This is a genomic window from Gulosibacter sediminis, assembly GCF_023370115.1.
GTDB lineage: Bacteria > Actinomycetota > Actinomycetes > Actinomycetales > Microbacteriaceae > Gulosibacter > Gulosibacter sediminis_A.
Map to the genome: position 1 here is coordinate 342,218 of NZ_CP097160.1, position 12,775 is coordinate 354,992.

11 protein-coding genes are annotated in these 12,775 nt (G+C 69.5%); 4 read left to right on the forward strand and 7 right to left on the reverse strand.

The genetic code is table 11. The features are described 5' to 3' along the window. Positions 1-22: 22 nt before the first annotated feature. Both M3M28_RS01480 and M3M28_RS01485 read left to right on the forward strand, forming a co-directional pair. A complete protein-coding gene (locus M3M28_RS01480) occupies positions 23-1,117 on the forward strand; it encodes an ABC transporter permease (protein WP_249387092.1) in 1,095 nt (364 codons plus the stop codon). Further along, entirely contained in the window at positions 1,114-2,082 is a 969-nt protein-coding gene (locus M3M28_RS01485; RefSeq protein ID WP_249387093.1) for an ABC transporter permease, read from the forward strand. Before M3M28_RS01480 ends, M3M28_RS01485 begins: the two co-directional genes overlap by 4 nt. A 142-nt stretch (positions 2,083-2,224) precedes the next feature. Here the strand turns inward: M3M28_RS01485 and M3M28_RS01490 are convergent, their stop codons facing one another. Next, positions 2,225-3,466: a winged helix-turn-helix domain-containing protein gene (locus tag M3M28_RS01490; protein ID WP_249387094.1), complete on the reverse strand. Its 1,242-nt coding sequence runs from the start codon at positions 3,464-3,466 to the stop codon at positions 2,225-2,227. 341 nt (positions 3,467-3,807) lie between these two features. Next, positions 3,808-5,346, reverse strand: a complete 1,539-nt coding sequence (locus M3M28_RS01495) for an aldehyde dehydrogenase (NADP(+)) (protein ID WP_249387095.1) — start codon at positions 5,344-5,346, stop codon at positions 3,808-3,810. A 400-nt stretch (positions 5,347-5,746) separates the two neighbouring features. Between M3M28_RS01495 and M3M28_RS01500 the strand changes: the two genes are divergently transcribed. Together M3M28_RS01500 and M3M28_RS01505 are read left to right on the forward strand one after the other, a co-directional pair. After that, positions 5,747-6,793: an enoyl-CoA hydratase/isomerase family protein gene (locus M3M28_RS01500; protein WP_249387096.1), complete on the forward strand. Its 1,047-nt coding sequence runs from the start codon at positions 5,747-5,749 to the stop codon at positions 6,791-6,793. 141 nt (positions 6,794-6,934) lie between these two features. Then, positions 6,935-8,107: an acetyl-CoA C-acyltransferase gene (locus tag M3M28_RS01505; protein ID WP_249387097.1), complete on the forward strand. Its 1,173-nt coding sequence runs from the start codon at positions 6,935-6,937 to the stop codon at positions 8,105-8,107. Positions 8,108-8,177: 70 nt separating this feature from the next. On the opposite strand, the gene M3M28_RS01510 is transcribed toward M3M28_RS01505, so the two are convergent. From M3M28_RS01510 to M3M28_RS01530, 5 genes are all read right to left on the reverse strand, one after another. Beyond that, positions 8,178-8,732 carry a lipoprotein LpqH gene (locus M3M28_RS01510; RefSeq protein WP_249387098.1) on the reverse strand — a complete coding sequence of 185 codons (555 nt, stop codon included), beginning with the start codon at positions 8,730-8,732 and terminating at the stop codon, positions 8,178-8,180. A gap of 149 nt (positions 8,733-8,881) precedes the next feature. After that, the gene (locus M3M28_RS01515; RefSeq protein WP_249387099.1) at positions 8,882-9,706 is read right to left on the reverse strand and encodes an HpcH/HpaI aldolase family protein; all 825 of its coding nucleotides are present in this window, start codon (positions 9,704-9,706) and stop codon (positions 8,882-8,884) included. After that, positions 9,691-10,476 (reverse strand): 2-oxo-hept-4-ene-1,7-dioate hydratase, encoded by a 786-nt coding sequence (gene hpaH, locus M3M28_RS01520; RefSeq protein ID WP_249387100.1) that lies wholly within the window; start codon positions 10,474-10,476, stop codon positions 9,691-9,693. The genes M3M28_RS01515 and hpaH overlap by 16 nt, the downstream gene beginning before the upstream one ends. Positions 10,477-10,569: 93 nt before the next feature. Then, positions 10,570-11,196 carry a DUF4232 domain-containing protein gene (locus M3M28_RS01525; RefSeq protein WP_249387101.1) on the reverse strand — a complete coding sequence of 209 codons (627 nt, stop codon included), beginning with the start codon at positions 11,194-11,196 and terminating at the stop codon, positions 10,570-10,572. A gap of 140 nt (positions 11,197-11,336) precedes the next feature. Next, entirely contained in the window at positions 11,337-12,626 is a 1,290-nt protein-coding gene (locus tag M3M28_RS01530) for a flavin-containing monooxygenase (protein ID WP_249387102.1), read from the reverse strand. Between the last annotated feature and the right edge of the window lie 149 nt (positions 12,627-12,775).

A 12,775-nucleotide genomic window follows, 5' to 3' on the forward strand; every position in this document is an offset into this window, starting at 1 on the left:
AACGGTTCAGAGAGGAACTCACGTGCTGAATTACCTAGGGAAGCGAATCCTCCAAAGCGCGATCCCGCTGATCGTCGTCGTCATCGGCGTCTTCTTCCTCGCCCGCCTCACGGGTGACCCGTCGTCGCTCTACCTGCCGCTGAGCGCGACCGAGGAGATGAAGGCCGACTTCGCGGCCCGTAACGGCCTCGACCTGCCCATCTTCCAGCAGCTGCTCAACTTCCTCGGCGGCGCGTTCACGCTCGACTTCGGCGAGTCGATGCGCACCGGCGAGGATGCGGCGGCGATGGTGCTCCGGGCGTTCCCGGCCACGCTGCAGCTCGCGTTCTTCACGATGCTGTTCTCGATCATCATCGCGGTCGTTATCGGTTGCTGGGCCGCCCTCAAGCCGAACGGCGTCGCCGACCGCATCGTGAGCTTCTTCTCGATGGTCGCCGCGAGTGTGCCCGACTTCTGGCTCGCCATTCTCGGCATCTGGATCTTCGCGATCTCGTTCGGTATTCTGCCCACCTCGGGTGTGCAGGGTGGCCCCGAGGTGTGGATCTTGCCCGTCGCGACGCTGATGATGCGCCCCGTGGGCGTGCTCGCGCAGATCGTGCGCGGCTCGATGGTGACCGTGCTCGGCCAGCCCTACATCAAGGTGGCCTACAGCCGCGGCGCAACGCGGTTCTTCGTCGTCACCCGGCACGCCCTGAAGAACGCGGCCGCCCCGGCGCTCACCGTCGCGGGCGACCTCACCGTCGGCCTCATCAACGGCGCCGTGGTCGTCGAATCGATCTTCGGTTGGCCCGGCATCGGAAAGCTCATGATCGACTCGATCCTCATGCGCGACTTCCCGGTGCTCCAAGCCGCCGTGCTCGTCACCGCCGTTGCGATCTTCGTGCTGAACATCGTCATCGACCTGCTCTACGCCGCCCTCGACCCGCGGGTTCGCCCCACCGGTCGCAGCGCGAAGCAGCAGGGGAAGAAGGACGGCGAGCCCGCGACCACCGGTGTGCGCACCGTCAAGCCCGGCGCCATCAAGGCGACCGTGGCCACCGCATCCGCCGGCTCGGCCTCGAGCACCGGCACCACCACATCCACTCAGGCACCCGGAACCCAGGGGGCAGGCGCATGACCGACACCCAGCCCAAGTACACTCCGGCGGTTGACGCCGGTGGCACCGAAGCGATTCTCACGACGAAGGCCGATCGCCGCCAGCTGAAGCGCGAGGGCGGACGTCCGAGCCTGTTCACGCTGCTGCTGCGCGACAAGTTCGCGACCACGGCCGCGGTCGTGCTCATCGTCATCATCCTCACCTCGCTCGTCGCGCCGCTGCTCGTGAGCGATCTCGCGCAGCGCCCCGACCTGCCCAACCGCAACCTGCCGCCGTTCAGTATCGGCGAGGGGTGGCAGTTCATCCTCGGCTCTGACGCGATTGGGCGCAGCATGCTCGCCCGCATGATGATCGCGGGCGGCACGAGCCTCGGCGTCTCACTCGCCGCGGTCGTCGTTGCCGGCATCATCGGCACGGCCTGGGGCATCTGGGCCGGCTACCACCGCGGCTGGCGCGAGAGCCTGTCGATGCGCATCGGTGACATCATCATGTCGTTCCCGTCGCTGCTGCTCGCCGTCGTCATCCTCTACATCTTCGCTCCGAGCGCCGCGAACATCGTGCTCGTGCTCGCCCTGACGCGCATCCCGATCTACCTGCGTACCGCGCGGGCCGAGACTGCCGAGCTGCGCACGCGCATGTTCGTGGATGCGGCGCGCAACTTCGGCGCGAGCCCCGCGACGATCATGGGTCGCCACATCTTCCCGAACGTGCTGCCGACGATCGTCTCGCTCGCGACGCTCGAGTTTTGCTATGTGATGCTCGCTGAGTCGTCGCTGAGCTTCCTCGGTATTGGTATTCAGCCGCCGGACCTCAGCTGGGGTCTGATGGTGTCGCAGGGTCGCGAGTACCTGTCGATCGCCTGGTGGCAGTCGGTGCTGCCTGGCCTGTCGATCGTCATCACGACGGTGTGCGCAAACGTGCTCGCCGCGTGGCTGCGCATCGCGACCGACCCGGGTCAGCGCTGGCGCCTCGCGAACAAGAAGTAGCCACCTCGTGGGGGAGCGCCCCGCCTCGGCAGGTGCCGGGGCGGGGCCTTCTCTCGTTAGTGGGGGAGCGCGAGGCTAGTTCGGCATGGTGCGGATGCGGCGAGCTTGGTGACGCGCGATTCGCGGCAACTCGCGGCGTCGCTCAGTTAGCGGGCGCGAGGCTGAGGGCGGCGGGCAGGTCGCCGCGCGCATCCGCCGCGACCTCGACGGCGTCGGCGCCGAGCCAGCGGGCCAGCTCGCCCAGTTCTTCGACGAGGTTCGCGACCACGACGTCCTCGCGCGGCCAGGTTTTCGCGGCCTGCGCATCCGGGGTTTCGGCGAATGCCGAGCGCACGAGCAGCACGCCGCGGGCGCGGTCGTGCTTGAGGTCGACGCGGGCGACGAGGTGCTCGCCGAGCAGGAACGGCAGCACGTAGTAGCCGTGCACGCGCTTCGCCGCGGGCGTGTAGATCTCGATGCGGTAGTGCATCCCGAACAACTCGAGCAGGCGGCGGCGCTCGAACACGAGCGGGTCGAAGGGCACGAGCAGCGCCCGCGCGTCGGTGCGGCGGGGGATGCGCGCGCCGGCCGCGAGCCAGACCTCGCGATCCCAGCCGCGCACGGTCACGGGTTCGAGCTCGCCGAGTTCGACGAGCTCGGCGATGGCCCGCTTCGTGCTCGCGGTGTCGAGGCGGAAGTAGTCGGCGAGGCACCGGAGCGAACCCACGCCGTGCGCCTGGGCCGAGATGCGCACGAGCTCGCGCACCGCATCCGCGCGCTCGGCGGTCTCTTGCGCCGCGATGGCCGGTGGCAGCACGCGCTCGGTGAGGTCGTAGACGCGCTCGAACTGCGCGTTGCGGCGGGCCGAGGTGATGACGCCCTCGTCGAAGAGGATCTCGAGGGCGACTTTCGCGCCGCTCCACGACCAGCCCCAGCCGTCGGATGGTCGGGCCGCGTGGGCCTCGTCGACGTAGCGCTCGAGCTCGCGGTTGGTGAGTGGGCCGTGCTCGGCGACGATGCCGCGCACGAGCGCCATGATGCCCGGATGCTTCGCCTCGATGTTGGCCGCGCTCATGCTGCCCCAGTTGCGGCGCTTCCAGCTGAGCAGCGGATACGTCGCCGCCGGCACGTAGGTCGCCTCGTGCGCCCAGGTCTCCATGAGGCGGTGCGGGGCCTTGCCGGTCGCGCGGTCGACGAGCGCGGTGTCGTAGGGGCCGAGGCGAGAAAAGAGGGGGAGCAGGTGGGCGCGCGTGAGCACGTTAACCGAGTCGATCTGCAGCAGGCCGATGCGGTCGAGCACGCCGGTGAGGTGCCGCATCGTCACGGTCTCGGGGCGCGGGCGATCGAGGCCCTGGGCAGCGATGGCGACGCGGCGCGCCTGGGCGAGAGTCAGGGTGCGGGTCACCCCGCTGACGCTAGTCACCGAGCCTGGATGCGTCAACGCCGCAGGGTGTCCCCAAGATCCCACTTTTTCCGCGAAAACTGGGCTGTGGGGGACACTTTGCGGCGGCCGTGCTGGGATGCGCGGGGCAGGCTGGATGCACGGGCTCGGGCAGGCGCGCGGCCGGGCCAACGCACTCGCCTGGCCCGACGCATCCCGTCCTTGCCTCCCAACCCCGACCCATCCCAAACCAACCCACCTACCCAGCACCGTCCCACCCCACACCCCCGGAAAACGAAGAATGCCCGCGGGCCAAGCCCACGAGCATTCTCAACTAGCCGCAATACCGAGCGGCCAAGCGCAAGCTACCGCGCAGCCGAACCCCACGTCTTCGAGGCGCCAGCCTCGTCGATGCGCTGGGGCACGCCCCACGGGTTCGAATCCTGCAGCGGTGCGGGGAGCAGCGCATCCGGCATCGACTGGAACGCGACCGGGCGCAGGAAGCGACCGATTGCCGCGGTGCCGACCGACGTCGACGAGTCGTTCGTCGTCGCGGGCCATGGGCCACCGTGCTGCTGAGCGTAGGTCACGGCGACACCGGTCGGCCAGCCGCCGAACAGGATGCGGCCCGAGACCTGGCGCAGGGCCCGCACGAGCGACTTGAGCTCGTCGCTCTCTTCGCCTTCAGCGGCCTGGATGGTCGTGGTGAGCGAGCCGGTGAAGAACTCGTTGACGAGCGCGGGGTAGTCGGTGCCGGCGGGCACCTCAACGAGCACCGAGAACGGGCCGAACACCTCGGCGAGGATGGCCTCGCGACCGGCGCGGAAGTCGTCGAGCGAGACGGCGACGATGGTCGGGGTGGTCCACCCCTGCTTGTCGTCGTCGACGCGCGACGAGCCGTCGGTGATGACGCGCACGCCGTTGGCGGCGAGCACCTCGTCGCGGCGCTTGTTGTAGCCGCGGGTGATGCCCGGGTTGAGCAGGCGCTGCTCGCCGGTCGACTCGTTCGCGGCGTCGAACGCCGCCACGAGCTGCTCGTCGAGGCCGTGGCCCTCGGGCAGGAACACGAAGCCGGGCTTCGTGCAGAGCTGGCCGGCCGAGCCCGAGATCGAAGTGGCGAAGCCGCTCACGATGTCGTCGGCGCGGGTGTCGAGGGCGGCCTGCGTGACGAACACGGGGTTCGTCGAGCCGAGCTCACCGTAGAAGGGGATTGGCTGCGGGCGCGCAGCCGCGATGTCGGCGAGCAGGCGGCCGACGTACTCCGAACCGGTGAAGGCACCGGCCTGGATGCGCGGGTCCTTGAGTACCGAGGTGCCGTTCTCCTGGCCGCTGAACACGGCGAAGACGCCGTCGGGCAGGCCGGCGCCCTTGAGCGCCTCGGCGACAATCTCGCCGGTGCGCACCGAAAGCTTCGGGTGGCCCGAGTGCGACTTGAGCAGCACGGGGTTACCGGCGGCGAGGGCCGCGGCGGTGTCGCCACCGGCGACCGAGAAGGCGAACGGGAAGTTCGAGGCCGCGAACACGACGGTCGGGCCGACGGGCTGCAGCACGCGACGCAGGTCGGGGCGCACGCCGAGGGCGTAGTCGGTGTCGAGGTAGTCGATGCGGGCGTCGAGGTAGGCGCCGTCGACGATCACGTCGGCGAACAGGCGCAGCTGCACGGCGGTGCGGTTGAGCTCGCCGCGGAGGCGACCCTCCGAGAGGCCGGTCTCTTCCTGGGCGATCGCGACGAGCTCGTCAGCGTTCGCGTCGAGCGCGTCGGCGGCGGCGACGAGCGCAGCGCCGCGCTCCTTCGGGTTCGTGTCGGCGTAGGCAAGCGCGGCCGCGTCGGCGGCGGCAACGAGCGCCTCGATCTCGGGGTCGAGCTCTTGAATCAACGGGCTGTTGGTGTGCGGTGTAGTCATTAGCATCATCCCTGAAACTCGTGCTGCTGCCTGCGTGCATCAGCTCGGGGGCGGGCGCAAAAAAAGCGCGCAGCAACAGCCGCCTGCCGAACGTTCACGAAGCCTATCGCGCGAGCCCCTCGCGAAACCCGAAATCGTTGCGCTCTCGGCGATCAGTCGGCCAACGCATTGATGAATGCACGAATTGGCACGATGCGCGGGCATTTCCTTGTGTAAAGGCACGAAGGCAATTCAGACAATGTCCAATTAGGGTTATCGCGGGTCCCGGTCCGAGCGTTACACGGCACGATTCGGCTCGGGGCCGAACACGTTCACGCACGGATGCACCGGCAGGGTCGCCGAGGTCCGTGCCACTGCGTCGGGTGCTCCGCCACGTCGCAAGACTAGGGTGGAGACCGCTATGACAGCTTCACCGGTGCTCTTCGACCAGCGCGGCCACCTCGGCCTCATCACCCTGAACCGCCCGCGGCAGCTCAATGCCCTCTCGTTCGAGATGTTGCAGCTCATCGATGCGCAGGTGGATGCGTGGCTCGCCGACCCGAACATCCGCCAACTCGCGCTCACGGGCGCGGGGGAGCGCGCGCTCTGCGCCGGCGGCGATATCGCTGAGTCGCGCCTGGCGCTTGAGGCGGGCAACCCGCAGCTGTTCTACGACTTTCTTGCGCTCGAGTATCGGCTCGACGTGAAGCTCAACGAGCTGCCGAAGCCGTACGTGACGCTGCTCGACGGCATCACCTTCGGCGGCGGCATCGGCCTGAGCGCCCATGCGTCGCACCGCATCGTCACCGAGCGCAGCCGCCTCGGCATGCCCGAGGTGCGCATCGGTTTTCTGCCCGACGTCGGCGGCAGCTGGCGGCTCGCCGAGATGCCCGGCGAAGTCGGGATGCACGTGGCCCTCACCGCGGGCACGTTCGGCGCGGGCGATGCGCTCGCGGGCGGATTCGCCGACGCGTTCGTGCCGTCGGCGCGGCTCGGCGAGCTGCTCGCGGCGCTCGAAACCGAGGCCGCCGACGAGGTCGTCGCGCGCTTCGCCGAGCCGGCGCCCGAGGCCGAGCTGCTGCCGCAGCGCGACTGGATCGACGTCGTCTACCGGCATGAGCGCGTTGCCGACATTTTGGCCGAGTTGGATGCGCTGTCCACGGCGGGGCAGGCGGCCGTGGGGGAGGCCGCCGCGAGCATCCGGCAGATGTCGCCGACGTCGCTCGAGGTGACGGCACGACTGCTGCGGGATGCGCGGGCAGAGCCGGGCCTGCGGGCCGCGGTCGCGCGCGAGTACCGGGTGGGGATGCACCTCGCGACGGCGCCCGACTTCGCCGAGGGCGTGCGGGCGCGCGTCGTCGACAAGGACAACAACCCGCAGTGGCGCCCGGCGCGACTTGAGGACGTCGACCCGGCCGAGATCTCGCGGATGTTCGAGACCGACGCGACCGCCGCGCTGTTCGGCTAGGCGGGCGGGTCGGCCCGGTGTGCACCGTGCAGCCAGATGTCGGTGGTGGCAGGCACAATAGAAATTGAACGGCCCGCGCTTCGGGCCCACACGTCGCAACGCCGCGGGTTCGCTCGCGGTCGAGATTCGAGGAGCACTCTCATGGCCGCACTCGTGGCGGGGTACGCCCGCACGCCCTTTACTCGGTTCACCGGCAAGCTTGCGGGGCAGCCCGCCACCGTGCTTGGCGCCCACGCCGCGAAGGCCGCGCTCGAGCGCGCGGGTATCAGCCCTGACGAGGTGGACCTCGTCGTCGCCGGCCAGGTTCTGCAGGCCGGTGCCGGCCAGAACCCAGCCCGCCAGAGCTCCGTCGGCGCGGGCATCTCGATGAACGTGCCGGCCATCACGATCAACGCCGTCTGCCTCTCGGGCACCGAGGCGGTCTCGCAGGCCGCGCGCCTTATCGCGGCGGGCGAGGCCGACGTCGTCGTCGCGATCGGCCAGGAGTCGATGTCGCTCGCGCCGCACGTCGCGCCGCTGCGCGCGGGCGTGAAGTACGGCCCCGCGACGTTCATCGACACCGTCGACCACGACGGCCTCTCCGACGCCTTCGACCAGGTCGCAATGGGGGCGCTCACCGAAGAAGGCAACGTGCCGCTCGGCCTCACCCGCGAAGAGCAGGACGAGTTCTCGGCGAAGTCGCACCAGCGCGCGGCGGCCTCGGGCGAGTTCTTCGCCGGCGAGATCGCGCCGTTCACCGTCACCTCGCGCAAGGGCGACACCGTCATCGACGCTGACGACGGCGTGCGCCCCGAGACGACGGCCGAGTCGCTCGCCGGCCTGCGCCCGGCGTTCACCAAGGACGGCACGATCACGGCCGGCAATGCCTCGCAGATCACCGACGGCGCCGCCGCGCTCGTCATCGTGAGCGAGGCCGCCGCCGAGCGGCTCGGCCTCGCGCCGATCGCCCGCATCGAGGCGACCGCGTTCGTCGCCGGCCCCGACAACCACCTCCACTCTCAGCCCGCGCGGGCCATCTCGGCCGCGCTCGCGAAGCTCGACGGGGTCACCGCATCCGACCTCGCCGCTGTCGAGATCAACGAGGCCTTCGCGGCCGTCGGCGTGCAGTCGGCGCGCGAGCTCGGCATCGACCTCGAGGTGGTGAACCAGCACGGCGGGGCGATCGCGCTCGGGCACCCGATTGGCGCATCCGGGGCACGCATCGTGGGTACGCTTGCGCGCCAATTGCAGGCCGCGGGCGCCGGCTCGCTCGGCGCCGTCGGCATCTGCGGTGGCGGCGGGCAGGGCAGCGCGGTCGTGCTGCGCGCGCTCTAGCCAGGGCAGACGAAAGCGGGCCGGGCGACGCGTTGTGCATCACCCGGCCCGCTTCGGCGCGGCCTGCGTGCTACGGGCAGGTCACCGTGAGCTCGAAGGGCAGCGTTTCGACGCTCGTCGCGTCGGCAATGTTGGTCGAGAGGCCCTCACCCGAAATCGTGTAGGTGTTGCCGTCGACCGTTGCTTCGGCCGAACCCTGGCCGGTGCCCTCGGCGTACGCCAGGCTGTTGCCGTCGGCGTCGGTGACACCGACGGCGGTGACGGTCGGGTCATCGGCGCTCGCGAGGACAGCGCCGACGGACTGGCCAGCGGCGGCGTCGAGATCGGGCGAAGTCACCGAAATCGCAAAGCCCATCTCGGAGTCGGCGCAGGCGACCTGTGCGTCGCTGAACTCAACGGCCTGACCGTCGATGGTGAGGGAGAAGTCGCCCGAGCCGCTGCTCGCGCCGCCTTCCTCGCTGCCGCCGTCTTCGGTGGTCGTGTCTTCCGACTCGTTGCTGCCGGTGTCGGCCGAGTCCTGGTTGCTGTCGGTGGCCGGCTCTTCGGCGTCGCCGCTGCTGCAGGCGGTGAGCGACGCGAGCAGCGTGGCTGCGGCGGCGAGAGAGATGAGGTGCTTGCGGTTCATTGCAGTGCCTTTCTGGCGGCCACGCGGGTCGTTGCGAGGCGCTGCTTGGATGCTATTTGCGCGGCACCAACCCGCGATAGCGCTGCTCGTCGATCTCAGCCCGCAGGCCGACGACACATGCTGCTCGGGGCTGGTGCCACTCGCACCGATTAGTAGCTTGCGCGCTCGCCGGTGCCCGCCACGCCGGAGCGCTCGTGGAGGAACGTATCGGCAAGCTTTTCGGATGCGCGGGCCAGCAGCGAGACATCGGCCGCGACGAGGATGAAGTCCATGCCGTCGTCGAGGTAGCCGAGCGCGACCTGCTGGTCGAACGCGTTGATACCGACCGGCTTCCCGGCCGTGCGGGCGGCCGCGATCGCCGAGCGCACCCCGGCCACAACATCCGGATGCGTCTGCTGGCCGATGAAGCCCATTGAGGCCGCGAGGTCGCTCGGGCCGATGAAGATGCCGTCGACACCCTCGGTGTTCACGATCGCCTCGACGTTCTCCACCGCCTCCGCCGACTCGATCTGCACGAACAGCGAGACGAGCTCGTCGTTGGCGCGCCCCAGGTAACCGTCGACGCGGTTCCAGCGGCCGCCGCGCGAGAGCGCGGCGCCGACGCCGCGCACGCCGGCGGGCGGGTAGCGGACCGCACGAACTGCGGCAGCCGCATCCTCACCCGAGTTCACCATCGGCACGAGCAGGTTCTGTGCGCCGAGGTCGAGGTACTGCTTGATGAAGACTTCGTTGTTCACGGGCACGCGCACGACCGGGGTGACCGGGTAGGCGGCGAGGATCTGCAGCTGGGTCTGGATCGACTCGAGCGAGAGCGGGGCGTGCTCGCCGTCGATGAGGACCCAGTCGAGGCCTGAGCCGGCGGCGATCTCGGCGTTCACCGTCGAGCCCGAGCAGAGCCACATGCCCGCGAGGCCGCGGTCGGCGTCGGCGAGGCGCTGCTTGAAGGTGGGCGGGAGCTCTAGAGAAAACGACATGAAATGGTGCCCATCTTTCCGTAGTCACACACGACCGAGTCGCCGCGCTCGACCCACATGGGGCGGGTGAACGAGCCGGCGAGGATGATCTCGCCGGCCTCGAGGCGCGAGCCGTGCTGGTGGAACTTGTTCGCGAGCCAGGCGACGCCCGTGGCGGGGTGGTTGAGCACGCCCGCGGCGACGCCGGTCTCTTCGATCGTCTCGTTCTTGTAGAGGAGCGCCGAGACCCAGCGCAGGTCGATCTCGTCGGGGCGCATCGGGATGCCGCCGAGCACCATGCCGCCGTAGGCCGCGTTGTCCGAGATGGTGTCGACGATCGTGCGGCCCTCCATCTCGATGTGCGAGTTGAGCACCTCAAGCGCGGGCGTGACGAACTCGGTGGCGCGGATCACGTCGAACAGCGAGCAGTTCGGGCCCTCGAGCGGCGACTTGAGCACGAACGCGAGCTCAACCTCGATGCGCACGTTGGTGAACTGGTCGAAGTCGATGACCGAGCCGTTTTCGTAGACGGTGTCGTCGAACATGACGCCGTAGTCGGGCTCGGTGATGCCGGTCGCGGCCTGCATCGCCTTCGAGGTGAGGCCGATCTTGCGGCCGACGAGCTTGCGGCCGGCGGCGACCTGGCTGTCGCGCCAGACACCCTGGATTGCGTAGGAGTCCTCGACGGTCGCGTCGGGGTAGCGGGCGGTGATGCGGGGGATCACCGTGTGAGTGCGCTCGGCGTCGGCGAGCTCCTCGGCAATCTTTCTGATGTCCTCATTGGCAAGCATGCGCCGATCATATTTGATTTGCCTCACCCTCGTCCGAGTGCTTGCCGGTGGCCGCCGCCCGAGCTCTCAACTGCCCGACCGCTCAACCGCGAATTAGGGGGTGGGGTAGCGCCAGGATGCGGTGGCTGGGTCAGTGCCGTAGGTGTCCTGGTTCGCGGCGGGGTCCTCCCAGCCCGGGTCGTTGCCGAGTTGGAGGCAGTCCTCGATGCGGCCGGATGCGCCGGCAATCGACACTTCGAGCACCTGCGCGCCGCGCTCGCAGCGGCCGTTTGACTGCCACGAGAGCTCGAGCTTGGCTGCCGTTCCGGGCTCGATCGTCGGGGCGGATTCGGACCCGGGCGAGGCCTCCCAGTCGACATCGATGTCGATGCCGTCGAGCGTTGACGTCGCGAACGTTGGCGGCTCGCTGAGCGTGACCGGCGCATCGGAGCAGTTGAGAATCTCGACGCTGAGATACCGGCGGCCCGCTGCCGCGTCGACGATACTGAAGCCGATCGCGAGTTGGTCGGTGCCGTCGCAGCTCGCGGGCGTCGCGGCCTCACGAATGGGCAGCTCGCCCTCGTACGGCCCGGAAGACTGCTCGGAAGCGTCAGTCGCGCCGGTGCTCTCGCCAACATCCACTTCGGGGATGCGCGACCCGGCCGTGTTCGCGCACGCCGCCAACAGCGCAACGGCTGCCGCGCATCCGACCACCGCCCGCATCCCACTCAATTTCCCCACGCCCCATCCTCCCTTGAAAAGCTGTTGAGTGGTCGCTTTTTGTAGTTAGTGAGGCGGAAACACTACAAAGAACGACCACTCAACAGTTCGTGTGGCGGCCGCGCTACGGGGCGGCCTGCCGACCAAGCGCGCCGTGGCGGCTAGGGGTGGGGGACCGGGGCCGTGGCGGGGAGGGCGTTGCCCGCGTAGGCGAGGTAGCCGCGCTGGATTTCGATTTGGTCGGCGACGTAGCGCGCGTCGTGCCAGCAGCCCCAGATGAAGCTCGAGCCGCGGCGCGACTGCCACGGGATGCCGACGAAGTAGACGCCCGGCTCCTCCGAGACGCCGCGCTGCTGCACGGGGCGGCCGCGGTCGTCGAAGGTGTCGACCTCGAGCCAGCCGTAGTCGACGCCGAAGCCGGTCGCCCAGACGATCGTCGTGATGCCGGCCGCAGCCAAGTCGAGCGACTCGATCGGTGTCGTCACCGACTCGGGCAGTGCGCCGAGCTGCCACGCCTCGGGCTCCTCGGGCAGGTCGAGGCCCATGCGCTCGATGTAGGCGTCGGCCTGCTCGAGCACCGACAGATAGTTCGCGTCGCCGAGGCGAATGTCGCGCTCGAGGTTCGGCTCGAACGTGAGCACGCCGTCGGCAAACGACTCGGCGCGGCCGACGAGCGTGATGCCATCGGCGGCGAGGTCGCGGAAGTCGATCGTGCGACCGCCGTGGGCACCGCTCACGGCGATGGTCGTGTGCTCGGCGCCGGCAGGCGGCGTCGCCTTCTCCCACAGGCCGAGCGCCCCGAGCCACCACACGAAGCTGCGCCCGCGGTACCGCTGCGGAGGCCGGTCGTGCGCACCCACCGCGAGCACGACCTCACGCCCGCTCGCCCGCAGCTCGTCGGCAATCTGCACGCCCGACGACCCCGCGCCGACGACGAGCACGCCGCCCGGCCGCAGCTGCTCGGGGTTGCGATAACTGCTCGAGTGCAGCTGGTCGATGCCGGCGTCGGCCGGCACGAGGGCGGGATACGCGGGCACCTGAAACGCGCCCGTCGCGGCGACGACGAAGCGCGACGAGAACGTGCCGGCGCTCGTCTCGGCGATGAACCGGCCGCTCGCGTCGCGGCGCACGCTGCGCACCTCGACGCCGGTGCGGATCGGCAGCGCAAACTTCTCGGCGTACTGCTCGAAGTACCGCGCCACGCGCTCCTTCGGCGCGAATTCGTCGGGGTCGACATCGTCAAACTCGAGGCCGGGGAAGCGGTCGTGCCAGGCGGGGCCGTTGGCGACGAGCGAATCCCAGCGCTCGCTGCGCCAGCGCTCGGCGATGCGGTTGCGCTCGAGCACGATGTGGGGGAGGCTCCGGGCGCTCAGGTGTTCGCTCGTCGCAATTCCGGCCTGGCCGGCGCCGATTACGAGCACTTCGGTGGGCTCGATCTGGGGGCTCGACATGTGTTCATCTCCGCTCTGGTGTCAGCTCAGCGGCACTTCTTCGCGTCGCTGCTGGCTTCAGACAACCGCACACCCCGCCCGCGACGCCAATAGTTGTTCCCGGTGCAGAACATCTATTCACCAGATGCAAACCGAAAAAGCGATCACAA